The following is a 26,431-nucleotide window of genomic DNA, read 5'->3' as shown; positions in this document are numbered from 1 at the left end:
GAGGCTTGGTGTGCGTCGGCCGAGTGGTCCACCCGGCCGCGCGAGACCCCGGATCAGGTCCGGGGTCGAGGACAACTCAAAAGTTGTCCTCGAACTTCTTGGCCAGGTCCTCGATGTTCTCGGGCGGCCAATCGACGATGTCCATCCCGAGATGCAGGCCCATGCCGGACAGCACTTCCTTGATCTCGTTCAGCGACTTGCGACCGAAGTTCGGGGTGCGGAGCATCTCGGCTTCGGTCTTCTGGATCAGGTCGCCGATATAGACGATGTTGTCGTTCTTCAGGCAGTTGGCCGAGCGGACCGACAGTTCCAGTTCATCGACCTTCTTCAGGAGAAGCGGGTTGAACTCCAGATCGTCCTCGGCGCCCGCCTCGCGCGCGGCCTCGGGCTCGTCGAAGTTGACGAAGATCTGCAACTGGTCCTGGAGGATGCGGGCCGCGTAGGCGACCGCGTCGTCCGGGGCCAGCGAGCCGTCCGTCTCCAGCTTTAGCGTCAGCTTGTCATAATCCAGAACCTGGCCCTCGCGGGTCGGCGTGACCTCGTAGGAGACGCGCTTGACCGGCGAATAGATCGCGTCGATCGGGATCAGGCCGATGGGCGCGTCCTCGGGCTTGTTCTTGTCGGCCGAGACATAGCCTTTGCCGGTATTGACCGTCAGTTCCATGTAGAGGTCGGCGCCGTCGTCGAGGTGACAGATCACGTGATCGCGGTTGAGCACCTCGATGCCGTTCGACTCCGAGATGTCCCCGGCGGTGACGACCATCGGGCCCTTGGCCGAGATCGACAAGCGCTTGGGGCCCTCGACCTCCATCTTGATCGAGACGCCCTTGAGGTTCAGCACGATGTCGGTGACGTCCTCGCGGACGCCGGACACGCTGCTGAACTCGTGCAGGACGTTATCGATCTGGACCGAGGTGATGGCAGCCCCCTGGAGGGACGACATCAGCACGCGGCGCAGCGCGTTGCCGAGGGTGAGACCGAAGCCCCGCTCCAGCGGTTCGGCGACCACCGTGGCCTGGCGGGCCGGGTTGTTGCCCGGGCGGACATCCAGCTGCTGCGGCTTGATAAGCTCTTGCCAGTTTTTATGAATCATGCGTCCCATCCCTCCATTCTCGTCCGTCGCCTGGGGCGGGCGGCGCGGACACCCGAGGTTTTCAAACGGCGCGGCGGGGCCGCGCGGCGCGGCCCCGTCGATAAGGTCAATCGGTCCGGATCAGACCCGGCGGCGCTTCGGCGGGCGGACACCGTTATGAGCAATCGGGGTCACGTCGCGGATCGCGGTGATCTGCAGCCCCACGGCGGCCAGCGCACGCAGCGCGCTTTCGCGGCCGCCACCGGGGCCCTGAACCTCGACCTCGAGCGTCTTCATCCCATGCTCCTGCGCCTTCCGGCCCGCGTCTTCGGCGGCCATCTGCGCGGCATAGGGCGTCGACTTGCGCGAGCCCTTGAAGCCCATCGTGCCGGCGGACGACCAGGAGATCGCGTTGCCCTGCACGTCGGAGATCAGGATCTTGGTGTTGTTGAACGAGGAGTTCACATGCGCAACGCCGGCGGCGATGTTCTTGCGTTCCTTGCGGCGGGGAGCGCCGCGGCGGGTATCACGAGCCATGGGTCAGTCCCTCACTTCTTCTTGCCGGCGATGGCCTTCGCGGGGCCTTTGCGCGTGCGGGCGTTGGTGTGGGTGCGCTGACCACGGACCGGCAGGTTGCGGCGGTGACGCAGGCCGCGATAGCAGCCCAGATCCATCAGACGCTTGATGTTCATCTGCGTCTCACGGCGCAGGTCGCCCTCGACGGTGACGTTCGCGTCGATGAATTCGCGGATCGAGAGGACTTCGGCATCCGACAGCTCGTTCACGCGGCGCGCCGCGTCGATACCGACTGCGTCGATGATCTCACGGGCCTTCGCAGGACCGATGCCGGTGATGTAGGTGAGCGCGATGGGAACGCGCTTCCCGGATGGGATGTTGACGCCAGCGATACGAGCCAATGGCTGTTCCTTCTTCGTGTTGCGGTTCCGTAGCTCCAGAACCTTTTTTCACAACGCCCCGCGCCGCATGCGCCGGGCCAAAATGACACCACCGGGAACACACGATTCCCGGCGGAGATTGCGATCTATTCGGAGGGCGCATGATGGTCAAGGCCCAGCGGCACGCCTGTCAAGGCTTTTCTTGACGACCGCGGGCGCGCGCCCCGGATGCGGTCAGCCCAGCAGCCCGGAGATGGTCTTCGCCACGTCCTCGATCTCGCCCAGACCGTCGATCGAACGGAGCTGGCCCTTGGCGTGATAGTAGCCGATCAAGGGAGACGTCTTCTTGTAGTACTCCATCAACCGCACTTTCAGGCTTTCGGCGTTATCGTCTGCGCGCACCGGCTCGCCGGCGGCGGCGGCGTCGCGGGCGCGGCCCACGATACGATCCACCAGGATGTCGTCGTCGACCCGAAGCTCGATCACCGCGTCGAGGGTCTGGCCCTTGGCGGCCAGCAGCTCCGCCAGCGCATCCGCCTGGCCCAGCGTCCGCGGGAACCCGTCGAAGATGAAGCCGTTGCCGCCGCCGGCATCCAGCTTCTCCGAAATCAGGCCGATCACGACCTCATCGGTGACAAGACCACCGGCATCCATGATGGACGCGACCTTCTGGCCCATCTCCGTTCCCGACGACCGCGCCTCCCGCAGCATGTCCCCGGTCGAGAGCTGGATCATCCCGCGCTCCTCCACGAGCCGCCGCGCCTGGGTTCCTTTCCCCGCGCCCGGCGGCCCCAGCAGAATGATATTCATCGTCTGGCCGTCCCCTTCTTTCGCCCGCGCTTCCCGCGCAATTGGCTCTTCTCGATCAGCCCTTCGTATTGATGGGCCAGCAGATGAGACTGCACCTGCTGGATCGTATCCATCCCGACCGACACGATGATCAGGATCGATGTGCCACCGAAATAAGCCGTGATCGCCAGCTGGCTGCGCACCATCTCAGGGATGAGGCAGACCAGCGCCAGATAACCGGCGCCCAGCACCAGGATGCGGTTGACCACGTATTCCAGATACTCGGCGGTCCGCTTGCCCGGCCGGATGCCGGGAATGAAGCCGTTCTGGTTCTTCAGATTGTCGGCCACGTCGTCCGGCTTAAAGGAGACGTTGAACGTGTAGAAGTAGGTGAAGAAGACGATCATGCCCGCGAAGAACAGCAGGTAGAGCGGCTGACCGGGGCCGAAATAGGCCAGCAGCGTCGACATGATCGGGCCGGTCTGCTGGCCCGAGAAGGTGCTGATTGTCGTCGGCAGCAGCAGCAGCGACGAGGCGAAGATCGCCGGGATGACGCCAGCCGGGTTCACCTTGACCGGCAGGTGGCTGGAGCCGCCGTCATAGACCTTCATCCCCACCTGACGGCGTGGATACTGGATGTGAATCTTGCGGAGCGACCGCTCCATGAAGACCACGAAGACCAGAGTGCCCAGCAGCATCGCCACCACGCCGAGGATCGCGGCGGTGTTCAGCGCGCCGGTGCGGCCCTGCTCGAAGAATTGCGCGAGCGCGGCAGGAAGCTCGGCCACGATGCCGACGAAGATGATGAGCGAGATGCCATTGCCGATGCCGCGCGCGGTGATCTGCTCACCCAGCCACATCAGGAACATGGTGCCGCCGACCAGGGTGATGACGCAGGCCGCGCGGAAGAACATGCCCGGATCGTGCGCGAGACCGCCAGCCTCCAGCGAGACGGCCAGACCGTAGCCTTGCAGCGTCGCCAGCGCCACGGTGCCGTAGCGCGTATACTGGTTGATCTTCTTGCGGCCCTGCTCGCCCTCTTTCTTCAGCTGTTCGAGCTTGGGTACCATGGCCGTCATCAGCTGCACGATGATGCTGGCCGAGATGTAGGGCATGATTCCCAGGGCGAAGACGCCCATCCGGCCGATCGCGCCGCCCGTGAACATGTTGAGCACGCCGCCCAGGCCCGCCGAAGCCTGCTCGACGAAGTCGCGCAGCGCGTTGGCGTCGATGCCGGGGACCGGGATGTAGGTGCCGAAGCGGTAGATGATCAGCAGGCCGATCGTGAACAGGATGCGCTGGCGAAGCTCCTTGGCTTTGCCGAACGCGCCCCAGCTCATGTTGGCGGCCATCTGCTCTGCGGCTGAAGCCATAAGGGCCCCTCTCGTTCGTCTGATGCAAACGCCGCCCGGCGGGCTCCCGCGGGCGGCGTTCCGGAAACCTAAGGTCGATGTAGGCGGGTGCGCGCCCGCCCACAACCGCTCACTCTGCGGCGGCCGCCGTGACCGTGACCGAACCGCCCGCCTTCTCGACCGCCTCGATGGCGCCCTTGGACGCGCCGGTGACGGTGATCTTGGCAGCCGACGTGATCTCGCCCTTGCCGAGCAGGCGGATGCCGTCGAGCTTACGGCGCACCAGGCCGCTATCGACCAGCTCCGTCTCGGTGATCTCGCCGCCCAGCTTGCCCGCGTCGATGAACTGCTGGATCTTGCCCAGGTTCACGACGGCATAGGACTTGCGGTTGGGCTTGTTGAAGCCGCGCTTGGGCAGACGCTGATAGATCGGCATCTGGCCGCCCTCGTAGCCCTTGATGGCCACGCCGGAGCGGGATTTCTGACCCTTGATGCCGCGCCCGCCGGTCTTGCCGAGGCCCGAGCCGGGGCCGCGGCCCACCCGCTTGGGCTTGTGCGTCGCGCCTGGATTGTCGCGCAGGTCGTTGAGTTTCATGTCGCTTCTCCTTCTGCCGGAGACGCCCCCGAAGCGAATGTGGGGCGCACGCGGCTTACGATTCCCGGCCCATGCCGGGCCACCGCGCGGCCCTACACCGCACGCGTCCCCGGTGCAAGCGTCAGCCGTCCACGGCCGGGTTGCGCCACCGCGTCGGCGCAAAGGGGCGGGTCAGCGCCCGCTCCACCATCTCCAGCCGGTCCTGCCCGTAAAAGGCGTCACCGCCCACGATATAGGTGGGCGAGCCCATCACGCCGCGCGCGATGGCCCAGTCCCCATTGGCCGAGAAGCGCGCGGCGATCTCAGGCGCCGCCGCCCGCGCAAGCAGAGCCGCGGCATCGTGCCCCAGGCCCTCCGCCACCCGCGACAGCACCGCCCGGTCGGACAGGTCCGCATCGTCGCGCCAATGCGCGCCCAGCAGCGCATGCGACATCGCGTCCACCTGCGGCCCGCGGTCCCCCAGCGCCAGGATCATGCCGCTGGCGAGGCTGTAATCCGCATCGTGATGCGTGGGCCGGAACGGGACGACCTCCACCCCGCGCCATTCCGCCCATCGCTCGATCTCCCGCCCGAAGAAATAATCGACATGGGCCTGCGTGCGCGACCGGAACGGCAGGCTCCCCTGCGCCTCCACCACCGGCGACAGCGGGATGGGCCGATGGACCAGCGTGGCGCCATGACGCCGGCAGATGTCCATCAGATGGCCAGAGCCGAGCCAGGCATAGGCGGAATGCGCCGAATAAACGTAGTCGATGATCACCATATCGTGAGCCTAGCCTTGGCCCTTGAAAGGAGCCAGCCGACACGCACAATCGTCAAGATGCGCCTCGCCTTGCTCCTGTCTGCGTCCCTCGCCACCGCTCCGGTGGCGCAGGCCAGCTGCGCGACCGACGCGATGCTGGTCTTCGACGGCTCCGCCTCCATGGCCCGGATCAGCGAAGACCCCGGCATCCCGACCCGCATCGTCGAGGCCCGCGCCGCGGTGGAGCGCGTGATGCCGCAAGTGGAGCGCTTCCGCCGCATCGGTCTGATGACCTACGGCCCCGGCGGCGGCTCCGGCTGCTCGGGCATCGACATCAAGTTCCCGCCCAAACCGATGGCCGCCGGCGCCACCATCGCCGAGATCGCCGCGCTGGCGCCCGAAGGCAAGACGCCGATCTCAGCGGCGATCCAGGTCGCGGCCGAACTGCTCGATTACCGGACGGAGCCCGCCATCATCGTCGTCGTCACCGACGGGGACGAGACCTGCGGCGGGCGCGCCTGCGACGTGGCCGCGCGGCTGGCAAATGACGCCGAAGACCTGACGATCCACGTGATCGGATTTCGCGGCGAGGGGCGGATCTTTTCCTGGCAGGATCCGACGACGCCCCGCTTCGCCCGCGACAGCACCGCGAAATGCTTCGCCGACCGCACCGACGGCGTTTTCGCCGCCACCCGCTCCGAGGCGGAGCTGGTGCGCGCCTTGCAGATGACGCTGGGCTGTCTCGTGCTGGGACGGCTGGGTTAGCCCGGTGCGCGCGGCCCTGCCTCTGGCCCTGATCGCGGCGCTGGCGGGCCCGGCGCAGGCCGCCTGCCGCAGCGACGCGATGCTGGTCTTCGACGGCTCCGGCTCCATGGCCGGGTCGGGCTTCGTTCAGAACCAGACCCCTCGCATCGAGGAGGCGCGCGCCGCCATGGCCCGCGTCCTGCCGGAGGTCGAGCATCACCGCCGCATCGGCCTCGTCACCTATGGGCTGGGCGGCTCCTGCGAGGGGATCGCGCTGCATTTCGGCCCGCGCGATCTGGCGGCCGTGCCGATCCTGACCGCGCTCGCCGAGATGACGCCCCAGGGTCTGACCCCCCTGGCCGAGTCGGTGGAGCGGGCGGCCGAGGTGCTGGACTACCGCAGCCGCCCGGCCACCGTGGTCCTGGTCACGGATGGCAACGACACATGCGGCGGCCGTCCCTGCGACCGGATCGGCCGGATGCAGGCCGCCGCCGCCGACCTCACGATCCATGTGCTGGGCTTCAAGGTGGTGGGCGATATCGCGACCTCGGGCACCGGGCTTTACGGCATCCTGCCCAAAGGCGAGGTCGAGGCGCGTTGCATGGCCGAGGCGACGGGCGGCAGCTACACCCTGACCGACACAACGTCCGAACTGATCGCCGCCCTGCGCGCGGTCCTCGGCTGCGAGCCGACGTCGTGAGGGCGGCGCTCGCCACTCTGCTGTCGACGGCGCTGGCCACGCAGTCCGTCGCCTGCTCGACCGATGCGATGCTCGTCTTCGACGGCTCCGCCTCCATGGCCGAGGTGTCGCTGGAGACCGGCGATGTCTCGCGGCTGGTCGAGGCGCAAGAGGCAATCCGCATCGCCATGCCCCTGGTCGAGCCCTATCGCCGCATCGGCTTGCTGACCTACGGCCCTGGCCCAGAGAATAGCTGCGAGGGCATCCGCCTGCGCTTCACCCCCGTCGAGAACGCGGCCGCGCCGGTGATCGAGGCCATCGACACGCTCAACCCGGCGGGTCTCACCCCGCTCGCTGTCGCCGTCGAGACCGCCGCCGAGGCGATGGACTACCGCAGCCGCCCCGCCATCATCGTGCTGGTGACGGACGGCAACGAGACCTGCGGCGGCACCCCCTGCGCCACGTCGCGCCGGATGGTGAATGTGGCGGCGGACCTGACGATCCATGTCATCGGCTTCCGCGCGACCCGCGACTTCTTCGCCTGGGACAATCCCGAGCAGCAGGAGTTCGGCGGCGATACCGTCGCCAAATGCTTCGCCGACCGCACCGGGGGGCTGTTCCTATCGACCGAGACCGTGGACGAGCTGGTCGAGGCCCTGCAAGCCACGCTCGGCTGCCTAGTCGTCGGACGGCTGGAGGAGTGATCCGCGCGCTCGCCCTCTCGGCGCTGATCGCCCATCCGGCGATGGCCGCCTGCACGGCGGACACGATGATCGTCTTCGACGCCTCCGCCTCCATGACAGCCCAGAGCTTCGACGGCCGCCACGGCCTGCGCATCGACGAAGCCCGCGCCGCGATGGCCCGCGTCATGCCGCAGGTCGAGGATCTGCGCCGCATCGGCCTCGTGACCTATGGTCGGGACGCCGATTGCAACGGCAGCCGGCTGCGCTTCGCGCCCCAGCCCCGCGCCGCCGCGCGGATGGCGGCAGAACTCGACGCGCTCCGCCCCGGCGGCCTGACCCCGCTGACCAATGCGGTGGCGCTGGCGGCAGCGGCCCTCTCCTGGCGCAGCGATCCGGCCGTCATCGTGCTGGTGACCGACGGCAATGAAAGCTGCGGCGGCGCGCCCTGCGCCCTGATCGAGCAGATGGCGCCCGACTCGGCGGACCTCACGATCCACGTTCTGGGGTTCAAGGTCGAGTCGGACCCCTTCTCCGCTCTCCTGAACCGCCGGACCCCGGAGGATGGCGCAGAGATCGCCGCCCGCTGCCTGGCCGATCGCACCGGCGGGGTCTATGCCACGACCGACACGGTCGACGAACTGGCCGACGCGCTGCAAGCGACACTCGGCTGCCCCGTGATCGGAGGCTTGCACCCTGCGCCCTCGGCCCGCATTCCTGCCCTATGACCGAGATTATCACCGTTACCGCGAACCCGGCGCTGGACCTCTCGACCGAGGCGCCCGTCGTGATCCCCGACCGCAAGCTGCGCTGCGCGCCGCCGCTGGTGCATCCTGGCGGGGGCGGCGTGAATATCAGCCGCGCCATCCACAATCTGGGCGGGACCAGCCGCGCTCTCGTGGCCCAGGGGGGGCCGACCGGGCAGGAACTGGTCAACCTGATCGAGGCGGAGGGGCTGACGCCCGAATCGCTGGGCGTCGCATACCCGACCCGTCAGTCGATCTCCGTCCGCGATGCGGCCACGGGGCTGCAATACCGCTTCATGCTGCCCGGCCATGCCTGGACCGAGCACGACGCCGAGGCCGCCCGCGCCGCGATCCTGGCCGCCGCCTCCCCAGGCGCGCTGGTGATCCCCTCCGGCTCCCTGCCGCCCGGCCTGCCCCCAACCTTCTTCCCCGACTTGGCCCCCGCGCTGGCGGAGCGCGGTGCGCGTATGATCCTCGACACCTCCGGCGCGGCGCTGAGCCATGCCGCGCAGGCGCGCTCCGGCCTTTACGCGCTCCGCATGGATACGGTGGAGGCGGAGGAGCTGACGGGCCAACGCTTGCGGCAGCTCTCGGACCATGCGGATCTGGCGCGGAAGTTGCGCGCGGACGGCGCGGCCGAGATCGTGATCGTCGCCGCCGAGGCTTCCGGAAACGTGATCGCCACCGAGGACTGGGTCGGCCTGACCCGCCCCCCGTTGGTGATCCCGCATTCGAAGATCGGCGCGGGGGACAGCTTCGTCGGGGCCTTCGCTCTGGCGCTGTCACGTGGGGAGGACCCGGTCACGGCCTGCTGCTGGGGCACGGCCGCGGCGGCCTCGGCGGTGCAGGAGGAAGGCACGACGCTCTGTCAACGGGAGGATGTCGAGCGGTTCTTCAAGCAAGTGGAGCGGATCGCGCTGTGACGTGAGCAACCCTGTCACCGCAGAGGTGGCCCCTGCCTCTGAGAGACAGTTCGGACCAGGATGGAACGCCGTCGGTAGGAGGCGCGACATCACTCCTCCTGCGAATTGAGCATTTGGAGCTGGGCGCCCCTCACAGCGGTGCTCCAGGGTCTGGGTCCGAGAAAACCTACAGAGCACTGACGCCGACAGACCCGCCGATCGACAATCGCATTGAAGTCTTGGAGAGCCGCGACGCCATCTCCGCACGGATTGGGATACTCTTGCGCCGCGACGAACAAAGCCGTGCGGAGTCACGCGAGGAGTGCATCGCCGAGGCCGCACAGGCTTGCGGGGGATTTGTCTCCCACGCTCTTGAGGCTGCCTCGTCACGCGACGTTCGAATGGGCCTGGAGCACCCGGAGACCTGCGACGACAAGGCCGTTGGAGCAGCTGGCATGGAAGGAATTTTCGAGTTCGGACGCCACTGCTCAGACCGATCCAGCCAAAAAAAAACGCCCCGGCCGTCACCGACCGGGGCGCAATGTCGTAAGGCGGGGATATCCCCGCCCTACCGGGCCTTCAGCCGCGCTCTTCCACGATCTCCACGAGGTGCGGGATCTTGGCGACCATTCCGCGGATCGAGGGGGTGTCCTCCAACTCGCGGGTGCGGTGCATCTTGTTGAGCCCGAGACCGATCAGCGTCTGGCGCTGGATGGCGGGGCGACGGATCGGGCTGCCGATCTGCTTCACGACAATCGTCTTAGCCATGGATCAGGCCTCCTCGGCGACCTGCGACGATTCGGCCGGAGCCTCGTCGCGCTTGGGCAGGATATCCGCAACCTTCTTGCCACGGCGCTGCGCGACGGAGCGGGGCGACTGCTCCTTCGTGAGGCCGTCCAGGGTTGCGCGGATCATGTTGTAGGGGTTCTGCGAGCCGATGGATTTCGACACCACGTCCTTGACGCCCAGCATCTCGAACACGGCGCGCATCGGACCACCGGCGATGATCCCGGTGCCCTCCGGCGCGGTGCGCATCACGACGCGGCCAGCGCCGTGGCGGCCGTGCATGTCGTGGTGCAGCGTGCGGCCGTCGCGCAGCGGCACGCGGATCATCTGGCGCTTGGCCTGCTCGGTGGCCTTGCGGATGGCCTCGGGGACCTCCTTGGCCTTGCCCTTGCCGAAGCCCACGCGGCCCTTCTGGTCGCCCACGACCACGAGCGCCGCGAAGCCGAAGCGCTTGCCGCCCTTCACCGTCTTCGACACGCGGTTGATCGCCACCAGGCGGTCGGCGAATTCCGGGGTCTCGTCGCGGTCACGGCCGCGGCCGCGCCCTCTGTTGTCGTCTCTCGCCATGCGGCGTCTCCTTTGCGTTCGGGCCTGCGCCCGGTTCGTGCCGATCCCAGTGCCGTGCGGCCCGGATCATCGAGGCGGCCGTACCGCCTGCAAAGGGCGGGGCGGGGTCAAACCCCGCCCTACCCTATCCTTTCGCCGTAGGGCGGGGGTTTCCCCGCCTCTGGCTTCAGAACTTCAGACCGCCTTCGCGGGCGGCATCGGCGAGCGCCTTCACCTTCCCGTGAAAGAGGAAGCCGCCCCGATCGAAATAGACGTTCTCGATACCGGCCGACTTGGCGCGCTCGGCGATCAACGCGCCGACCTTGGTCGCCGCTTCGATGTTGTTCTTGCCGACCAGCCCCAGGTCCTTCTCCATCGTCGAGGCGGAGGCCAGCGTCCGGCCCTGCACGTCGTCGATGAGTTGCACCGAGATGTTCTTGTTCGAGCGGTGGACCGACAAGCGCGGGCGCCCGGCGGCCATCTTGCGGAGCTTGTTCCGGACGCGCAGGCGGCGCTTGAGGAACAGGTCGCGTTTGCTGTTTGCCATCTGTCCGGTCCTTACTTCTTCTTGCCTTCCTTGCGGAAGATATACTCGCCCTTGTAGCGAATGCCCTTGCCCTTATAGGGCTCCGGCGCGCGCCACTCGCGGATATTGGCGGCGACCTGGCCGACCAGCTGCTGGTCGATGCCTTCGATCACGACTTCGGTCTGCTTCGGGGCCGTGACTGTCACGCCCTCGGGCACCTCGAAGTTGACGTCATGGCTGTAGCCGAGCGCCAGCTTCAGGGTGTTGCCCTGCATCTGCGCGCGGTAGCCGACGCCGGTGATCTCGAGCTCCTTCTTGAAGCCCTGGGTCACGCCGGTCACGAGGTTCGCCACCTGCGTGCGGGACATGCCCCATTGCTGGCGGGCGCGCTTGGACTTGCCGCGCGGCGTGACCGTGACGGCATTGTCCTCGACCGCGAGCGTGACATCGTCGGTCGCGCGGAATTCGCGCGTGCCCTTGGGGCCCTTGATCGTGACCGTCTGGCCGGAGACCGAGGCCTCCACGCCGGAGGGCAGCTCGACGGGCTTCTTTCCGATACGAGACATCAGATCCTCCTCAGAAGACGGTGCACAGGACCTCTCCGCCGACATTGGCGGAGCGGGCCGAGGCATCGGACATGACGCCCTTGGACGTCGAGACGATCGCGACGCCCAGGCCCTGACGGACCGAAGGCACGTTATCGACGCCGAGATAGACACGGCGGCCGGGCTTGGAGACGCGCTTGAGCTCACGGATGACCGGGACGCCCTCGTAATACTTGAGGGAGATCTCGATCGTCGGGTGGCCCTGACGGTCGGTCGACTGCTCGTAGCCGCGGATGTAGCCCTCGTCCGCGAGGACGTCGAGCACCCGGGCACGCAGCTTGGAGGCCGGCGTGGTTACGGTGGACTTGCCGCGCAGCTGCGCGTTGCGAATGCGGGTCAGCATATCGCCGATGGGATCGTTCATCTTAACTCCTCCCTCACCAGCTCGACTTCACCATGCCGGGGATTTTCCCCTGGCTGGCCAGTTCGCGCAGCATGATGCGGCTGAGCTTCAGCTTACGGTAGTAGGCGCGCGGGCGCCCCGTCAGCTGGCAGCGGTTGTTGAGACGGGTCGCGCTCGAGTTGCGGGGCAGCTCGGCCAGCTTCAGGGTCGCCTTGAAGCGCTCCTCCATCGGCTTCGACTCGTCGCGGATCGTCTCCTTCAGCGCGGCGCGCTTTCCGGCATATTGCTTGACCAGCCGCTCACGCTTCTTCTGGCGCTGGATCATGGATTCTTTTGCCATTGATTCAGGTCCTCACGAATTGAACGGCATGTTGAAATGCTTGAGCAGCGCTTTCGCCTCGGCATCGGTCTGCGCGGTGGTGCAGATGATGATGTCCATGCCCCAGACTTCGTCGACCTTGTCGAAGTTGATCTCGGGGAAGACGATGTGCTCCTTGAGGCCCATGGCGTAGTTGCCACGGCCGTCGAAGCTCTTGCCATTCACACCGCGGAAGTCGCGGACGCGGGGCAGCGCAATGGTGATCAGACGGTCCAGGAATTCATACATCCGGGCCCCGCGCAGGGTCACCTTGGCGCCCAGCGGCATGCCTTCGCGGACGCGGAAGCCGGCGATCGACTTCTTCGCCTTGGTCACGACGGCCTTTTGACCGGCGATGGCGGTCAGATCGTCCTGAGCCGACTTGGCCTTCTTCGAGTCGCGCACAGCCTCGGCGCCCGCGCCGATGTTGAGCACGATCTTGTCGAGCCGCGGGATCATCATGTCGTTGGAGTACCCGAACTCCTCCTTCATCGCCGCCTTGATCTCGGCGTCGAACTTGGTGCGGAGGCGCGGGACGTAATTTTCGGTATCGAGCATCAGATCACGTCTCCCGTGGTCTTGGCGAATCGGACCTTCTTGCCGTCTTCCATGCGGAAGCCGACGCGGGAGGCCTTGCCGTTGGCATCGACGATGGCGAGGTTCGACAGGTCGATCGGCAGCGCCTTGGGCAGGCGGCCGCCCTGGCTGGCCTGCGACTGGCGGGTGTGGCGGATCGCCATGTTGATCCCGCCGACGACGGCGCGGCCGGCCTTGGGATCGACGCTCTCGATCTCGCCGGTCTTGCCCTTGTCCTTACCGGCAAGCACGACGACCTTGTCACCTTTGCGGAGTTTGGCAGCCATCACAGCACCTCCGGAGCGAGCGAGATGATCTTCATGAAGTTCTTCGCGCGCAGCTCACGAACCACCGGCCCGAAGATACGGGTGCCGACCGGCTCGTTGTTGTTGTTGAGGATGACGGCGGCGTTCCTGTCGAAGCGGATCGCGGTCCCGTCCTCGCGGAACACCTCTTTGGCGGTGCGCACGACGACGGCCTTGCGCACGTCGCCTTTCTTGACGCGTCCGCGCGGAATGGCTTCCTTCACCGACACCACGATGATGTCGCCGACGGAGGCATATTTCCGCTTGGACCCGCCCAAGACCTTGATGCACTGAACGCGGCGCGCGCCGCTATTATCAGCAACATCCAGGTTGGTCTGCATCTGGATCATTGGTTTCTCCCGACCTTTGGGGGGCCGATGCGTGGCCTTGTCCCCAGGGTTTCGAATGTGGTGGGTGGCCGCCCTTTATTGGGCGATCACCTCCCAGCGCTTGGTCTTGGACTTGGGCGCACATTCCTGGATGCGCACGGTGTCGCCGACCTTGAACTGGTCGTGCTCGTCATGCGCGCGGTATTTCTTGGACTTCCGCACGGTCTTCTGCAGCAGCGGGTGCTTGAAGCGCCGCTCGACGGAAACGGTGACGGTCTGGGCGTTCTGGTCCGAGGTGACGACGCCCTGGAGGATACGCTTCGGCATCTCAGGCCTCCTGCGCCGCGTCCGCGGCCTTCTCGTTGAGGATGGTGTTCACGCGCGCCACGTCGCGGCGAACGGCACGCATCCGCGCAGTGTTCTCCAGCTGGTTGGTGGCCTGCTGGAAGCGGAGGTTGAAGGCCTCCTTCTTGAGTTGGGTCAGCTGCTCGCGCAGCTCGTCGGGGGTCTTGCCCCGGAGCTCGGTGGCGTTCATCGCCTGGATCCTTTCAACATCACCGGAGGGCCCCGCGAGGGGTGACCCAAAGCCCGGTGGAGTGGGTAGAGCGCGCCGCATAGACGAGTCGGGCCGAGTTGGCAAGGGGGCGGTAGGACTTACGAACTTGCTTTCGTGATGTTCGCAGGATTGAGCACGAATCCCGCTGCCCGCAATCGGTCAGCAAGTTTCGGTACGGCCCCCTTAACGTGCTCGTTGAAGGGAACGTACAGAATGCCCTGAGCGTCCGAAGGGACTTCCAGGTGCCCCTTCTTGAGTATCGCTACGTTGCCACGTCCAACTGCTGCGATCAGCATCCCCATTTCTAACACCACGTTTTGGCGCGCTCGCGGTTGCGCTTCGATTTCGCCGTGTGCTTTCGCGTACCCGATGTCATCAGGCGTCATCAGAACTATGCCAGATCGCGCATTGCCCTCGTTTGGCCCAATTTCCTTCTCAAGAGCTTCGATAATCGTAAGCCCGCCTCCTCCCGAGTTCGCAAGGACGAAAGGGTCGAGGCCGAGCTTATGGAGGACAAGTTCAAGCTGCTCGCGAGCGGTATTATCGTGACCATGAACGACGAAGACCCTTTTATTGGCGTTCGCTGGGTTCTCCGGGCTTTCTGGCATTGGCTGCCTGGAAGTTGCGACCAGCTCCACCGGCCCATTTCCCGTGTAGTCTGCCCAAGCCTGCTCAAACTGGGCTTTCGCGCTGGCCTTTCCTTGCACTTGAACCTTACCGGTGGACGGGTACCAGTTGATAATCGCCCCGTCAGCGGTCCGAACTTGGTGCCCTGCGCCATTGTCTTTCACTTCGGTGACACTGTAACCGCAGCCCTGGACTATCTGCTGCAAGTCTTGGAGCGACCCGTTATGTTTTATAATCCGCTCATCCTACTAAAATATTGAATTTATTTAGGGTCGACGTCTAGCTTAGTCCAGACGGCTTGGACAGGGTACGACGCAGGCTAATTCCCGCGAACGCTCGGCGCGCGTCCTGTTCTGACCCATCACGATCTCAGCGGCTTCCAGAGTTGCGGCGACCTCCGGGTGATAAAGCTCTATATTCAACTTCCCATCGTCGGCGTGCATAACATAGGGCATGTCGCCATCTTTGGCGTCGAGCAACGCCAGCAGCTCCGCCGTCAGCGTCACGACCGACGAGTCCCCGACCTTCCGGATCTTGTCACGCATGGGCATGGCGGAATTCCGGTGTGTCGATCTTCACGCGAGTGGAACTACGTCCGTACGTCCCTCACGTCCACTTGTAGTTGAAGCTCACCGACACGCGCGGCTCTTCGGCCATGTTCATCGGCACCTCATGCCGCACGAAGCTCTCCCATAGCAGCACGTCCCCCACGGCGGGCGCGACCGAATGATAGGTCCGCAGCTCCTCCGGCGCGTCCCGCTTGCGCACCGGCGCGGCCATCATGAAGGGCAGCCGCGGGTCTTCCAACTTCAGCGCGCTCGTCCCCTCGGGCATCGACACATAGGTCGTCCCCGAAATCACCGAATGCGGGTGGATATGGCTGGTATGAAAGCCGCCCTCGGGCAGCACGTTGATCCAGATGTCCTCCAGCACCAGCGCCCGCCCGTCGAGATCCAGCGCCAAATCCTCGGCGAAGGCGGCGACATGGCCATCCAGCGACCGCACCAGGTCGGCGAAGATCGGCATCCGCCAGGGCAGGTCCGTCAGCGATGCGTAGGAGGTATAGCCCGCATAGCCGTTCGCCTCGCACCAGTCCTGTCCGGCCTCGTCGTCCTCGGCCACGGAGAGGCAGGTCGCGGCGAGTTCGTCATAGTCCACGGCAGGTCCATGCTCCGACTGGGCGGCGCGGTAGAGACGGGTGACGAAGAGGGAACGAATATCGGCCATGCCCCCTCCTACGTCGTCCGCGCGGCCATGTGTAGGGCGGGGTTAACCCCGCCGCCCCCCTGCGGCCGCGGGGAAGGGGTGCCATCGGCGCGCCTCCGGGCTAGACCGGGCGCGGCCGGCGACCGACGCCGGCCGAAATGGAGCGCCCATGGTCACCGTCACCGAGCAATACGACGCCTATCCCTACCCCGCCCGGGATCCCGCGGAGGAGGCCAAGCGCCTGGTGGTCGGCTCTCCGTCCCGGCCCGCGGAGATGGACCATTTCCTCTGGGGCGGACGCCGGGACTGGACGCAGCCGCTGCGGGTGCTGGTCGCGGGCGGGGGCTCCGGCGACGGGACGGTGCAGCTGGCGCAAATGCTGACCGATGCTGGGCGGCCCTACGAGATCACCTATCTCGACCTCTCCGCTAAAGCCCGCGAGGTGGCCGAGGCGCGGATCGCCGCGCGGGGGCTGGGCGGCGTGACCTTCCACACCGCTTCCCTGCTGGATGCGCCCGATTTCGGCACCTTCGACTATATCGACTGCTGCGGCGTGCTGCATCACCTGCCGGAGCCCGATGCGGGCTTCGCCGCGCTGGCGCGGGCCTGCGCGCCCGAGGGCGGGATGGGCATGATGGTCTACGCGCCTTACGGCCGCTCCGGCGTCTACCCCTTGCAGGAGGCGTTCGGCGCGCTGCTCGACGGCCTCCCGCCCGAAGAGCGGCTGGCAAAGGCGCGCGCTTGGCTCGACCGCCTGCCCGACGGCCACCCGTTCAAGACCAATCCCCGCCTCGTCGATCACCGCGCCAGCGATGCCGGCTTCTACGACCTGCTGCTGCATGGGCAGGACCGCGCCTATGATGTGGCCGACCTGCTGGCGGTTCTGAAACGGACGGGCTGGGATCTGGTCTCCTTCTGCCAGCCCGGGCTCTATGATCCCGAGCGCCTGACAGGCACACCCCACGAGCTGCCGCCCGAAACCGCCATGGCCGTGGCCGAAAAGCTGCGCGGCACGATCAAGGTCCATGTCGCCTATGTCGCCCCCCATGGCGCGGCGCGGGAACCGGCGACCGGCCGCTCCCTCGCGGCGATCCCGCATTTCGGCGCGCCCCCCGCCAAGCTGGCGCAGGTGGTGGCCAAGGGCCGCCCCCTGCCGGTCCGGATCGAGGGCGAGACGGTCAGCCTCACCCTGCCCCGCGCCACCGCTCCGGTGCTCGCACAGATCGACGGCCGCCGGAGCCTGCGCGAGATCGCCGGGCGCGCCCGGCTGGGCGTGCTGGAATTCGGCCCGGTCTGGGCGGAGGTGGAGCGCGCCTTCCTCCCCTGGGGCCTGCTACACTATTCCAGCGTGCTGCGGCGGTGACCTCCCGCGCCGAGGCTCGGGTTTCGCCTTGACCTTCCGGCGCGCCATCTGTTGAACGGCGCGGAATTCCCGACATGCCCCGGACAGGTCTCATGGACGAGCAGAACAAGAACCTCATCCTCGCCACCGTTCTCTCTGCGGTGGTCCTGCTGATCTGGTTCGTCCTCTTCCCACCGGAACCGCCCGCGCCGACCGAAGCCGATCTGGCGGCGGGCGAGGGGCTCGTGCTCGATGCCGAGGGCGGCGCGATCACGCCGCCGATGGCCCCCGGTGCCACTGCCGCGCCCGGATCCGTCGCAGTCACCCCGGCCGAGAGCCGGGCCGCCGCGCTGGCCTCCGCCCCACGCATCCCGGTTGAGACGCCGCGCCTGACGGGCTCGATCTCGCTCAATGGCGGGCGAATCGACGACATCTCGCTGCTGGATTACCGCGAGACGATTGACGACGACTCGCCGATCGTCACGCTGCTCAACCCGGCCGGCGGACCGGACGCCTATTACGCGCTGCATGGCTGGATCCCGGGCGGGTCTCTGGGCTTCGAGGACGTGCCCACGGCCAACACCGAATGGACCGCGCCCGAAGGCGCCGTGCTGACCCACGAGACGCCGGTGACGCTGACTTGGGACAATGGCAGCGGCCTGACCTTCACCAAGACCATCGCGGTGGACGCCGACTATATGTTCACCGTCAGCCAGGGCGTGCGAAACGACACCGGCGCGCCGGTGCGGCTGGCCCCCTACGGCCTGGTCGCCCGCCATGGCGAACCCGATACGGTCAACTTTTTCATTCTGCACGAAGGCGTCGTCGCCCGCTCCGACGGGGAGCTGATGGAGATCAACTACGACGACATGACCGACCTGGACCGCATCGCGGCAGAGGGCGGGATGGTGCAGATGACCGAAGCCTCCGAGGATGGCTGGATCGGCTTCACCGACAAATACTGGATGACGACGCTGATCCCGTCGGCGGGCATGCGCTTCACCGAGGTCGTCAAATATGTCGACACGGCAGACATCTACCAGACCGAGACCCGTCTGCCGATCCGCGAGGTCGCCGCGGGCGAGAGCCATGTGTCCGAGAGCCGGCTCTTCGCGGGGGCCAAGGAATGGGCGACCATCCGCGAATATCAGAACGACGAGACCCAGCCGGTCGCGGGCTTCATCGACTCGATCGACTGGGGCTGGTTCTATTTCCTGACCAAGCCGATCTTCGCCGGGCTTCACTGGCTGAACGCGATGATCGGCAATATGGGCATCGCGATCATCGTGCTGACCCTCTGCATCAAGGCGATCCTTCTGCCGCTGGCCTACAAATCCTACGTCTCGATGGCGCGGATGAAGGAACTCCAGCCCGAGATGGAGAAGCTCAAGGAGAAGGCGGGCGACGACCGCCAGAAGCTCCAGCAGGGCATGATGGAGCTCTACAAGGTCAACAAGGTGAACCCCGCCGCGGGCTGCCTACCGATCCTGCTCCAGATCCCGATCTTCTTCTCGCTCTACAAGGTGATCTTCGTCACCCTGGAGCTGCGCCACGCGCCGTTCTTCGGCCCCTTCCAGGACCTGTCCGCGCCCGACCCGACCTCGATCATGAACCTGTTCGGCCTGCTGCCCTTCGCGGCGCCGGACCCGAACTCGATCCTGGCGCTGATCTTCATCGGCATCCTGCCGATCCTGCTGGGCATCTCCATGTGGCTTCAACAGAAGCTGAACCCGGCCCCCACCGACCCGACCCAGGCGATGATCTTCGCCTGGCTGCCCTGGGTGTTCATGTTCATGCTGGGCGGCTTCGCCTCCGGCCTGATCGTCTACTGGATCGCGAACAACACGATCACCTTCGTGCAGCAATACGCGATCATGCGCTCCCACGGCTCGAAGCCCGACCTCTTCGGCAACATCAAGTCGTCCTTCACCAAGAAGCCCGCCGCCGAAGCCGGCACGGGTAAGGACAAGAAGCCGGCAAAACCGACCGAGGCCAAGGCCGACGCCCCCGCGAACGAGGCCGCCGAAGCCCCCGCGAACTCGCCCGACGCGCCCGATGACGCGTCGGAGCCCTCCACTGTGGGGGGGGACACGACCAAGCCGCGCTCCGGCTCGAAAAGCCGCAAATCCCGGAAAAAGCGGCGATGACCCTGAGCGCGATCTGGCGCCACCCGATCAAGTCCGTCGGACGGGAACAGGTGGCCCGGGTCGCGCTGAACGCCGGGCAGACCCTGCCGGGCGACCGGCTCTGGGCCGTGGCCCATGACGCGTCGAAAGCCGTCGACGGCGAATGGGCCCGCTGCGCCAATTTCCTGCGTGTCGCCACGACCCCGGCCCTGATGGCCATCGAGGCCGGATGGGAGGGCGACCGCCTCCGGCTGACCCACCCGGAGCGCCCGCCCCTGACCTTCGACCCGGAGACGGAGGGGCCCGCGCTGATCGATTGGCTCGCCCCATTGGTCCCCGAGGGCCGCGCCGCGCCCGTTCGCCTGGTCCGCGCGCCCGCGTCCCGGGGCATGACCGATACCGCCGACCCCTCGATCACGCTGGGCAACCTCGCCAGCCATCGCGTGGTCGAGGGGCGCCTCGGCCGCCCCCTCTCGATCCACCGCTGGCGCTGCAACCTCTGGATCGACGGCCTCGCGCCGTGGGAGGAGTTCGACCTGATCGGCAAGCGTCTGCGCCTCGGCGGGGCCGTGCTGGAGGCGTTCGACCGAATCGAGCGGTGCCGCTCGACCGAGGCGAACCCCGAAACCGGCCGCCGCGATGCGGATGTACTCTCGGTCCTCGACGAGGTGGGCCATCGCGATTTCAGCATCGGCCTGACCGTCGTCGAAGGCGGCGAGATCGCCCTGGGGGACCGGCTCGAATGGTAGGCCCGGATCCCGATACCCTGACCCCGATGGCGCCGACCTATGCCGGCACGGTCTTCCTGCGCCCCCTGGCCGAGGGCCGCGCCAACGTCACCGTGGGCGCCTATGCCTATTACGACGACCGCGACGAGACGCGCGACTTCTTCGACCGCAACGTGCTGCACCATTTCGACTTCTTCGGCGATCACCTGACCATCGGGCCGTTCTGCGCCCTCGCCCATGGCGTGCGCATCTTCATGAATGGCGGCACCCACGCGATGGACGGGTTCTCCACCTTCCCGTTCAACATCTTCGGCCATGGCTGGGAGGAGGGCTTTGATCCCGCCAGCTGGACCGCCACCCACAAGGGCGACACGGTGATCGGCCCCGATGTCTGGATCGGCGACCACGCGACGATCATGCCCGGCGTGACCATCGGCGCAGGCGCCATCGTGGCGGCCATGTCCGTCGTCACCCGGGACGTGCCGCCCTATGCCATTGTCGCGGGCAATCCCGCGCGCGTGGTCAGGACGCGGTTCGACGACGCCACGGTCACCCGCCTCCTGTCCATCGCCTGGTGGGACTGGGACGCGGCGAAGATCACCCGAAACCTCGACGCCATCCGTGGCGCCGATCTTACCGCGCTGGAGTCCGCGACATGACCTTGCCGTTCCCCGTCGCCGACGCCCCCAGCCCCGAATCGGAGGAGCGCGGGCGCAAGCTCTTCGCCACCGGGGGCGAGTTCCTGAAGGGCGTCGTCGCAATGTCCGGCATGCCCCCGGCCGACCGGGTCGAGGTCTGCTTCGCCGGTCGCTCCAATGTCGGCAAGTCGACCCTGATCAACGCGCTGACCGGGCGAAAGGCCCTCGCCCGCGCCTCGAACACGCCCGGCCGCACCCAGGAGATCAACTTCTTCACCCTCGCCGACAGCCATTACCTGGTGGACCTGCCAGGCTACGGGTTCGCCAATGCCCCGGTTAAGGAGGTCGCCAAATGGCAGGCCCTGCTCAAGGCCTATCTCGCCGGGCGGCCTTCGCTCCGCCGCGCCTTCGTCCTGATCGACGCCCGCCACGGGCCGAAGGATGTCGACGAAGAGATCATGTCCCTGCTCGACGCCTCCGCCGTCACCTTCCAGGCGGTGCTGACCAAGGCGGACAAGGTGAAGGAGGCCGAGCGCGAGAAGGTCCTCGACCGCACCCGCGCGACGCTGGCCAAACACCCCGCCGCCTTCCCCGAGCTGATCGTCACCAGCAGCGAGAAGGGCTGGGGCATCCCGACGCTCCGCTCTGTCATCGCCGAGATCGCCTGAGCGATCGCAGACGGCGCCGCGCCGCCCCCGCGCCCACTTCCGCCGCCGCGGCGGGGATGCTACGCACGGTCATGCTTCGTTCTCCCTTGCCCGGCCCCTTCCGCTTCCTCGCACTCGATGTCGAGACAGCGGACCGCCGCCGCGGCTCCATCTGCCAGATCGGCATCGCGGGAGCGCGCGCGGACGGCACGACGGCCACCTGGTCCACCTATGTCGATCCAGGCCAAAGCGACTGGTCCTGCGCCTTCGTGCACGGGATCACCGCCGAGACGGTGCGGGGCGCGCCCCGCTTTGCGGACATCCTGCCCCTGCTCGACGCCATCGTCGGCGGGCATCTCGTCTTCCAGCACTCCACCTTCGACCGCTCCGCCATAGGCCAGGCCTGCGCCGCCAGCGACCTGCCCCCGCCCGCCTGGACCTGGCGCGACAGCGTCCGCGTCGCCCGCCGCGCCTGGCCGGAGCTCCGGCGCCCCCACGGCACCGGCCACGGCCTCGCCTCCCTCAAGCGCCATCTGGGCCTGACCTTCCGCCACCATGACGGGGAGGAGGACGCCCGCGCCGCCGCTGAAATCGTCTTGCGGGCCGAGGCCGCGACCGGGCTCGACTTCGCCGGTCCCCGCTTTCCGTCGCTGGCCTCCGCCGCCGCGACCGTCTAGGCACTCCCTCGGAGGGACCCATGAGAGCCAGAGACGACATGAACCGCGACAACGCCGCCATCGCCCGCACCCTGAACGAGGCGCTGCCCTATCTGCGCCGCTATGACGACGCGACGGTCGTCATCAAGCTGGGTGGCCACGCGATGGGCTCCGACGAGGGGATGGCCAGCTTCGCGCGCGACGTGGTGCTGATGCGGACGGTGGGGATCAACCCGGTCATCGTCCATGGCGGCGGCCCGATGATCAACGCCATGCTGGAGCGGCTGGGCGTGCAGTCCACCTTCGTGCGCGGCAAGCGGGTGACCGACGCGGCCACCATGCAGGTGGTCGAGATGGTGCTGGCCGGCGAGATCAACAAGCGGATCGTGCAGGCGCTCAACACCGCAGGCGGCCGGGCCGTGGGCCTCACGGGCAAAGATGCCGACATGATCACCTGCGTCGCCGACGACCCGGAACTGGGCTTCGTCGGCGCCCCGTCCGAGGTCGATCCACGCCTGCTGCACTCGCTCTTCCGTGACGAGATGATCCCCGTGATCGCGCCCATCGGCACCGGCGAGAACGACGAGACCTACAATATCAACGGCGACACGGCCGCGGGCGCCATCGCGGGTGCGCTCAAGGCCGACCGCCTGCTGCTGCTGACCGATGTAACAGGCGTCAAGGACGCGAGCGGCGAAGTGGTGACCGAACTCTCCGCCGCCCAGGTCCGCGCGATGACCGAAGACGGCACCATCGCCGGCGGCATGATCCCCAAGACCCAAACCGCGCTCGACGCCTTGGCGGCCGGGGTCCGCGCCGTGGTCATCCTCGACGGCCGGGTCCCGAACGCAGTGCTGCTGGAACTCTTCACCAGCCACGGCGCGGGCTCCCTCATCCGGCAGGCCTGAGCCCGCCCCTCCGCCTCATCTTGCCTAAAATACCTCGGGGGGAGTCCGGCTTGCCGGACGGGGGGCAGAGCCCCCCTCCCCGTCCTCACTGCTCGACGACCTTCCGGATTCGGCGCACCACCACCCAAACCGCGGCCACCACCGGGACGACCACCAAGGCAGAGACCATCTCCTTCGGCATCCCCGCCTGGGCCCCCAGCGGATAGACCAGCGCCGAAACCAGCCCCAGCGCGTAGTAGCTGATCGCCACGACAGAGAGCCCCTCGACCGTCTTCTGCAAGCGCAGCTGCGCCGCCGCGCGCTCGTCCATCGACCGCAGCAGCGCCGCGTTCTGGTTCGCCCGGTCCACGTTGACCCGCGTCGAAAGCAGGTCCCCCGCCCGCTTGGCCCGTTCCGCCAGCGCCTCCATCCGGCCCTGGACCGAGCGGCAGGTGCGCATCGCCGGGTCGAAGCGGCGCATCATGAATTCCGCAAAGGTCTGACGGCCGCCGAACCGCTCCTCGCGCAGAACCTCGATGCGCTGATGGACCAGCCGCTCATAGGCCTCCTGCGCGCCGAAGCGGAAGGCGGAGCGGGCGAGCATCGTCTCCAGCTCCGAGCCGATCTCCAAGAGGCCCTCCAGCGTCTCGTCCGTCCCCGCCTCGCCGGCCCGCAGACGCCCGACCAGATCCGACAATTCCTGATCCATGCGCCCCACATCGGTCGAAAGCGCCCGCGCCCGCGGCAGGGCCAGCATCGCCATCACCTTGTAGGTCTCGATCTCGGTCAGCCGCTGGACGATCCGGCCGACCCGCCGCGCGCCGGTATCGTCCGCGACAAATGCCGCGAAACGGACATGGCCCGCGCTGTCGATGCGGAAATCCGAGGCGATCAGCGCGCTATCGTCCAGGACCCGGCTGGCGGCGAGGCTCTCGGGGACGAACCAGTCCTGGATCTTCTGCTCGATCGCATCCGCCAGGGTCTCGGATTCGACCCGGATCAAGGCCGAGGTCAGCCGCACACCCGGCGCCTCGGCCAGCCAGTCGGCGGGGAAGACGTCGAACATCGCGCCATCGAAGGGCCGCTCCGCCACGCCATCGGAGAACAGCGTGTAGGTGACGAATTCCGTATGGCTCTCCCATTTCAGCCGGTGCTTGCCGAGCTGGCCGAAGAAATGGGTCGCGCCGGGGGCGGGCCGGTCGCCGCCGAACCGCTCCAGCAGGGCGTCGAGATGGGCGCGATCCGCGGCGCGGTCACGCCCCACCGCGTCCTTCTCGCGCTTGATCGCCAGGAAGGCCGCGCGGCAGGGCGCCTTGAGCGACGGGAAGGGCCGCGCGTGCAATTCGTTGGCCAAGTCGTAGCGGCGGGGATGATCGCGCAACATGGATGCCTCCGGTCTTGGGCAGCAGCTAGCGCCTGCGGCGCCCCCTGCCCAGCACGATCGCGGTATGCAGTGGTATTTCTGGCCGCTAGGTCACGGCCCGGCGCGTGCGGAAGCGATCCTGCGCATATTCCTCGCGCTCCATGACCTCCGCCAGATGGGCCACCGCCGCGTCCACATCCGCCTCCGACAGGAAGAGCGGCGTGAAGCCGAAGCGCAGAATGTCGGGCGCGCGGAAGTCGCCGATCACGCCGCGGGCGATCAGCGCCTGGACGATGGCATAGCCCTCGGGATGGCGCAGGCTGACCTGGCTGCCGCGGGGCACGTCCGGGGCCAGGGCCGGCGTCAAGGTCGGGCAGCGCGCCGCCACCGCGCTGGCGAAGCGGCCCGACAGGGCCAATGAGCGCGCCCGGAGCTGGCCCATATCGACCGCGTCCCAGACGTCGAGCGCCGCATCCAGCGCCGCGAGTTGCAGCACCGGCGGCGTGCCCACCCGCATCCGATCGATTCCCTCGCCGGGCGCATAGCCCAGCTCGAAGGCGAAGGGCCGCGCATGGCCCAGCCAGCCGGCCAGCGCCGGGCGCACCCGGTCCTGAAGCTCCGGCCGGACATAGATGAAGGCGGGCGCCCCCGGCCCCGCGTTGAGATATTTGTAGGTGCAGCCCACGGCGAAATCGGCCCCCGCGGCGGTCACGTCCACCTCATGCGCGCCCGCCGAATGGGCGAGGTCCCAGACCGTGACGATGCCCTTGGCCTTCGCCGCCCGGTCCAGAGCCGCCATGTCGTGCATCCGGCCCGTGCGATAATCGACCTGCGTCAGCATCAGCACGCTGACCTCCTCGGTCAGTGCATCCATCACGGCCTCGGGCGGAACTACGCGCAGCTCTCCGCGGCCCAAAGTGCTCACCAGCCCCTCGGCCATGTAGAGGTCGCTCGGGAAGTTACCCTCATCCGACAGCACGACCGCCCGCTCCGGCCCCGCCAGATGCAGCGCGGAGGCCACCGCCTGATAGACCCGGATCGACAGCGTGTCGCCCACCGTCACCGTGCCCTCGGCTGCGCCAATTAGCCGCGCGATCCGGTCGCCGATGCGCCCGGGCCAGCCCATCCAGCCTCCGCCGCCATCGCCCTCGTTCCAGCCGCGGATCAGGAGATCGGCCCATTCCTCCATGACGTCGCCGACGCGGACGGGCACCGCCCGCGGCATCGGCCCCAGCGAGTTGCCGTCCAGATAGATCACGCCTTTCGGCAGATGAAATTGACCGCGCAGCGCCTCCCAATCCATCAGAACTCCCCCCCGCTGATTTGCAGCGCCTGTCCATGCACCGATGCCGCCCCATCTGAACAGAGCCAGAGCGCTAGCGACGCGACCTCCTCCGGTGCGATCAGCCGGTTATGCGGGTTCGCCCCCTGCATCAGCGCCATCGCCTCCGCCTCGGATTTTCCGGTGCGCTCCATGATGCGGATCAGGTTCTCGTCGACGATGGCGGTCTCGACATAGCCCGGACAGATCGCGTTGATCGTCAGGGGCTTGCCCACGAAATCAGCGGCCAGCCCGCGTACCAGTCCGATCATCCCGTGCTTGGAGGCAGTATAGGCCGCCCCGCCCCTCAGCCCCTTCAGCCCGGCGATGGACGAGATCGCGATCGCGCGGCCCCACTCCTCCGACAGCATGTCGGGAATGCAGGCGCGGAAGGTGTGGAAGCAGCCGTCGAGATTGATCGCCATCATCCGCCGCCAGAACTCGGCATCGGTATCGCGCAGGCTGCGGCCCTCGGCGATGCCGGCATTGGCCACGCAGATCGTCACCGGCCCGTTCGCCGCGCGCGCCTCGGCCACGCCCTCCATCACCGACGTCTCGGAGGCCACGTCCATCACCACGGGGGTGCAGCCCGCCACCTCGGCCAGCTTCTCGCGGCGCCGTCCCGTCACGGTGACCGCCGCGCCCGCATCGCGCAGCGCCTCGGCGATGGCGCGGCCGATCCCGGTGCCGCCGCCGGTGACAAGCGCGTGCCGTCCCTCCAGATTCCGCAACGTCATCCCCTTTCACGCAAGATCCTGTCGCC

The 26,431-nt window shown here is 67.4% G+C and carries 36 protein-coding genes; 12 read left to right on the top strand and 24 right to left on the bottom strand.

Features of this window, described 5'->3' with window-relative positions; genetic code table 11:
* Positions 1 to 76: 76 nt before the first annotated feature.
* From DTQ71_RS13090 to DTQ71_RS13060, 7 genes are all read right to left on the bottom strand, one after another.
* Positions 77 to 1,093: a DNA-directed RNA polymerase subunit alpha gene (locus DTQ71_RS13090; protein WP_109564828.1), complete on the bottom strand. Its 1,017-nt coding sequence runs from the start codon at positions 1,091 to 1,093 to the stop codon at positions 77 to 79.
* 120 nt (positions 1,094 to 1,213) lie between these two features.
* Entirely contained in the window at positions 1,214 to 1,609 is a 396-nt protein-coding gene (gene rpsK / locus DTQ71_RS13085) for a 30S ribosomal protein S11 (protein ID WP_109564730.1), read from the bottom strand.
* 11 nt (positions 1,610 to 1,620) lie between these two features.
* Positions 1,621 to 1,989, bottom strand: a complete 369-nt coding sequence (gene rpsM / locus DTQ71_RS13080) for a 30S ribosomal protein S13 (protein ID WP_109564729.1) — start codon at positions 1,987 to 1,989, stop codon at positions 1,621 to 1,623.
* 213 nt (positions 1,990 to 2,202) lie between these two features.
* Positions 2,203 to 2,778: an adenylate kinase gene (locus DTQ71_RS13075; RefSeq protein WP_109564728.1), complete on the bottom strand. Its 576-nt coding sequence runs from the start codon at positions 2,776 to 2,778 to the stop codon at positions 2,203 to 2,205.
* Positions 2,775 to 4,130 carry a preprotein translocase subunit SecY gene (gene secY, locus DTQ71_RS13070; protein ID WP_109564727.1) on the bottom strand — a complete coding sequence of 452 codons (1,356 nt, stop codon included), beginning with the start codon at positions 4,128 to 4,130 and terminating at the stop codon, positions 2,775 to 2,777. The genes DTQ71_RS13075 and secY overlap by 4 nt, the downstream gene beginning before the upstream one ends.
* A 109-nt stretch (positions 4,131 to 4,239) precedes the next feature.
* Positions 4,240 to 4,704 carry a 50S ribosomal protein L15 gene (rplO, locus tag DTQ71_RS13065; RefSeq protein WP_109564726.1) on the bottom strand — a complete coding sequence of 155 codons (465 nt, stop codon included), beginning with the start codon at positions 4,702 to 4,704 and terminating at the stop codon, positions 4,240 to 4,242.
* 121 nt (positions 4,705 to 4,825) lie between these two features.
* The gene (locus DTQ71_RS13060; protein ID WP_109564725.1) at positions 4,826 to 5,467 is read right to left on the bottom strand and encodes a 2-hydroxychromene-2-carboxylate isomerase; all 642 of its coding nucleotides are present in this window, start codon (positions 5,465 to 5,467) and stop codon (positions 4,826 to 4,828) included.
* A gap of 57 nt (positions 5,468 to 5,524) precedes the next feature.
* Here DTQ71_RS13060 and DTQ71_RS13055 point away from each other — a divergent pair, with 57 nt between their 5' ends.
* The 5 genes from DTQ71_RS13055 to DTQ71_RS13035 are packed head-to-tail and all read left to right on the top strand — an operon-like array spanning position 5,525 to position 9,218.
* Complete coding sequence (locus tag DTQ71_RS13055) at positions 5,525 to 6,211, top strand: vWA domain-containing protein (protein WP_245947499.1); 687 nt, start codon at positions 5,525 to 5,527, stop codon at positions 6,209 to 6,211.
* A 4-nt stretch (positions 6,212 to 6,215) separates the two neighbouring features.
* Positions 6,216 to 6,890 (top strand): vWA domain-containing protein, encoded by a 675-nt coding sequence (locus DTQ71_RS13050; protein ID WP_245947497.1) that lies wholly within the window; start codon positions 6,216 to 6,218, stop codon positions 6,888 to 6,890.
* Entirely contained in the window at positions 6,887 to 7,573 is a 687-nt protein-coding gene (locus tag DTQ71_RS13045; RefSeq protein WP_245947495.1) for a vWA domain-containing protein, read from the top strand. The genes DTQ71_RS13050 and DTQ71_RS13045 overlap by 4 nt, the downstream gene beginning before the upstream one ends.
* Positions 7,570 to 8,277: a vWA domain-containing protein gene (locus DTQ71_RS13040; protein WP_245947493.1), complete on the top strand. Its 708-nt coding sequence runs from the start codon at positions 7,570 to 7,572 to the stop codon at positions 8,275 to 8,277. Before DTQ71_RS13045 ends, DTQ71_RS13040 begins: the two co-directional genes overlap by 4 nt.
* Positions 8,274 to 9,218, top strand: a complete 945-nt coding sequence (locus tag DTQ71_RS13035) for a 1-phosphofructokinase family hexose kinase (RefSeq protein ID WP_109564724.1) — start codon at positions 8,274 to 8,276, stop codon at positions 9,216 to 9,218. The genes DTQ71_RS13040 and DTQ71_RS13035 overlap by 4 nt, the downstream gene beginning before the upstream one ends.
* Positions 9,219 to 9,776: 558 nt before the next feature.
* On the opposite strand, the gene rpmD is transcribed toward DTQ71_RS13035, so the two are convergent.
* The 14 genes from rpmD to DTQ71_RS12965 all read right to left on the bottom strand — a co-directional run bounded on the left by rpmD (position 9,777) and on the right by DTQ71_RS12965 (position 15,981).
* Positions 9,777 to 9,965 (bottom strand): 50S ribosomal protein L30, encoded by a 189-nt coding sequence (gene rpmD, locus DTQ71_RS13030; RefSeq protein ID WP_109564723.1) that lies wholly within the window; start codon positions 9,963 to 9,965, stop codon positions 9,777 to 9,779.
* A gap of 3 nt (positions 9,966 to 9,968) precedes the next feature.
* Positions 9,969 to 10,550: a 30S ribosomal protein S5 gene (gene rpsE / locus DTQ71_RS13025; RefSeq protein WP_109564722.1), complete on the bottom strand. Its 582-nt coding sequence runs from the start codon at positions 10,548 to 10,550 to the stop codon at positions 9,969 to 9,971.
* A gap of 166 nt (positions 10,551 to 10,716) precedes the next feature.
* Positions 10,717 to 11,076 carry a 50S ribosomal protein L18 gene (gene rplR / locus DTQ71_RS13020; protein ID WP_109564721.1) on the bottom strand — a complete coding sequence of 120 codons (360 nt, stop codon included), beginning with the start codon at positions 11,074 to 11,076 and terminating at the stop codon, positions 10,717 to 10,719.
* An 11-nt stretch (positions 11,077 to 11,087) separates the two neighbouring features.
* Positions 11,088 to 11,621 (bottom strand): 50S ribosomal protein L6, encoded by a 534-nt coding sequence (rplF, locus tag DTQ71_RS13015; protein WP_109564720.1) that lies wholly within the window; start codon positions 11,619 to 11,621, stop codon positions 11,088 to 11,090.
* A 10-nt stretch (positions 11,622 to 11,631) separates the two neighbouring features.
* Positions 11,632 to 12,024 carry a 30S ribosomal protein S8 gene (rpsH, locus tag DTQ71_RS13010; RefSeq protein ID WP_109564719.1) on the bottom strand — a complete coding sequence of 131 codons (393 nt, stop codon included), beginning with the start codon at positions 12,022 to 12,024 and terminating at the stop codon, positions 11,632 to 11,634.
* 13 nt (positions 12,025 to 12,037) lie between these two features.
* Positions 12,038 to 12,343: a 30S ribosomal protein S14 gene (rpsN, locus tag DTQ71_RS13005; RefSeq protein ID WP_109564718.1), complete on the bottom strand. Its 306-nt coding sequence runs from the start codon at positions 12,341 to 12,343 to the stop codon at positions 12,038 to 12,040.
* Positions 12,344 to 12,355: 12 nt separating this feature from the next.
* Positions 12,356 to 12,919, bottom strand: a complete 564-nt coding sequence (rplE, locus tag DTQ71_RS13000) for a 50S ribosomal protein L5 (RefSeq protein ID WP_109564717.1) — start codon at positions 12,917 to 12,919, stop codon at positions 12,356 to 12,358.
* Complete coding sequence (rplX, locus tag DTQ71_RS12995) at positions 12,919 to 13,224, bottom strand: 50S ribosomal protein L24 (RefSeq protein ID WP_109564716.1); 306 nt, start codon at positions 13,222 to 13,224, stop codon at positions 12,919 to 12,921. The genes rplE and rplX overlap by 1 nt, the downstream gene beginning before the upstream one ends.
* Entirely contained in the window at positions 13,224 to 13,592 is a 369-nt protein-coding gene (gene rplN / locus DTQ71_RS12990) for a 50S ribosomal protein L14 (protein ID WP_109564715.1), read from the bottom strand. Before rplN ends, rplX begins: the two co-directional genes overlap by 1 nt.
* A gap of 75 nt (positions 13,593 to 13,667) precedes the next feature.
* On the bottom strand, positions 13,668 to 13,898 hold the full coding sequence (gene rpsQ, locus DTQ71_RS12985) for a 30S ribosomal protein S17 (RefSeq protein ID WP_109564714.1): 231 nt from the start codon (positions 13,896 to 13,898) through the stop codon (positions 13,668 to 13,670).
* Position 13,899: 1 nt separating this feature from the next.
* Entirely contained in the window at positions 13,900 to 14,106 is a 207-nt protein-coding gene (rpmC, locus tag DTQ71_RS12980) for a 50S ribosomal protein L29 (protein ID WP_109564713.1), read from the bottom strand.
* 119 nt (positions 14,107 to 14,225) lie between these two features.
* Positions 14,226 to 14,960 carry a TIR domain-containing protein gene (locus tag DTQ71_RS12975; protein ID WP_211317136.1) on the bottom strand — a complete coding sequence of 245 codons (735 nt, stop codon included), beginning with the start codon at positions 14,958 to 14,960 and terminating at the stop codon, positions 14,226 to 14,228.
* Between the two features lie 78 nt (positions 14,961 to 15,038).
* Entirely contained in the window at positions 15,039 to 15,299 is a 261-nt protein-coding gene (locus tag DTQ71_RS12970) for a transcriptional regulator/antitoxin MazE (protein ID WP_109564822.1), read from the bottom strand.
* A 61-nt stretch (positions 15,300 to 15,360) separates the two neighbouring features.
* Entirely contained in the window at positions 15,361 to 15,981 is a 621-nt protein-coding gene (locus DTQ71_RS12965; protein ID WP_109564712.1) for a TIGR02466 family protein, read from the bottom strand.
* A gap of 148 nt (positions 15,982 to 16,129) precedes the next feature.
* On the opposite strand from DTQ71_RS12965, the gene DTQ71_RS12960 reads away from it, so the two are divergent.
* The 7 genes from DTQ71_RS12960 (at position 16,130) to argB (ending at position 23,005) form a co-directional block, all read left to right on the top strand.
* The gene (locus tag DTQ71_RS12960) at positions 16,130 to 17,323 is read left to right on the top strand and encodes a class I SAM-dependent methyltransferase (RefSeq protein ID WP_109564711.1); all 1,194 of its coding nucleotides are present in this window, start codon (positions 16,130 to 16,132) and stop codon (positions 17,321 to 17,323) included.
* A 92-nt stretch (positions 17,324 to 17,415) separates the two neighbouring features.
* Complete coding sequence (gene yidC / locus DTQ71_RS12955) at positions 17,416 to 19,449, top strand: membrane protein insertase YidC (protein ID WP_109564710.1); 2,034 nt, start codon at positions 17,416 to 17,418, stop codon at positions 19,447 to 19,449.
* On the top strand, positions 19,446 to 20,177 hold the full coding sequence (locus DTQ71_RS12950; protein WP_109564709.1) for an MOSC domain-containing protein: 732 nt from the start codon (positions 19,446 to 19,448) through the stop codon (positions 20,175 to 20,177). The genes yidC and DTQ71_RS12950 overlap by 4 nt, the downstream gene beginning before the upstream one ends.
* A gap of 26 nt (positions 20,178 to 20,203) precedes the next feature.
* Positions 20,204 to 20,815, top strand: coding sequence for a CatB-related O-acetyltransferase (locus tag DTQ71_RS24635; RefSeq protein WP_407066406.1), 612 nt, complete (start codon positions 20,204 to 20,206; stop codon positions 20,813 to 20,815).
* Positions 20,812 to 21,462 (top strand): ribosome biogenesis GTP-binding protein YihA/YsxC, encoded by a 651-nt coding sequence (yihA, locus tag DTQ71_RS12940; protein ID WP_109564707.1) that lies wholly within the window; start codon positions 20,812 to 20,814, stop codon positions 21,460 to 21,462. Before DTQ71_RS24635 ends, yihA begins: the two co-directional genes overlap by 4 nt.
* Before the next feature lie 71 nt (positions 21,463 to 21,533).
* Positions 21,534 to 22,118, top strand: coding sequence for an exonuclease domain-containing protein (locus DTQ71_RS12935; protein WP_245947492.1), 585 nt, complete (start codon positions 21,534 to 21,536; stop codon positions 22,116 to 22,118).
* Between the two features lie 20 nt (positions 22,119 to 22,138).
* On the top strand, positions 22,139 to 23,005 hold the full coding sequence (gene argB, locus DTQ71_RS12930; RefSeq protein ID WP_245947490.1) for an acetylglutamate kinase: 867 nt from the start codon (positions 22,139 to 22,141) through the stop codon (positions 23,003 to 23,005).
* Positions 23,006 to 23,090: 85 nt separating this feature from the next.
* Here argB and DTQ71_RS12925 read toward each other — a convergent pair whose 3' ends face one another.
* The 3 genes from DTQ71_RS12925 to DTQ71_RS12915 form a co-directional block, all read right to left on the bottom strand.
* Complete coding sequence (locus DTQ71_RS12925; RefSeq protein WP_109564704.1) at positions 23,091 to 24,368, bottom strand: DUF3422 family protein; 1,278 nt, start codon at positions 24,366 to 24,368, stop codon at positions 23,091 to 23,093.
* Between the two features lie 85 nt (positions 24,369 to 24,453).
* A complete protein-coding gene (gene kynU / locus DTQ71_RS12920) occupies positions 24,454 to 25,653 on the bottom strand; it encodes a kynureninase (RefSeq protein WP_407066405.1) in 1,200 nt (399 codons plus the stop codon).
* Positions 25,650 to 26,405, bottom strand: coding sequence for an SDR family NAD(P)-dependent oxidoreductase (locus tag DTQ71_RS12915; protein ID WP_109564702.1), 756 nt, complete (start codon positions 26,403 to 26,405; stop codon positions 25,650 to 25,652). The genes kynU and DTQ71_RS12915 overlap by 4 nt, the downstream gene beginning before the upstream one ends.
* Positions 26,406 to 26,431: the final 26 nt, after the last annotated feature.

Origin of the sequence: Jannaschia seohaensis (genome assembly GCF_900116765.1) — a bacterium.
GTDB classification, from domain to species: Bacteria; Pseudomonadota; Alphaproteobacteria; order Rhodobacterales; family Rhodobacteraceae; genus Jannaschia; species Jannaschia seohaensis.
Note: the sequence above shows the minus strand (reverse complement) of the source record. Positions and strands in the feature narration are given on the sequence as shown.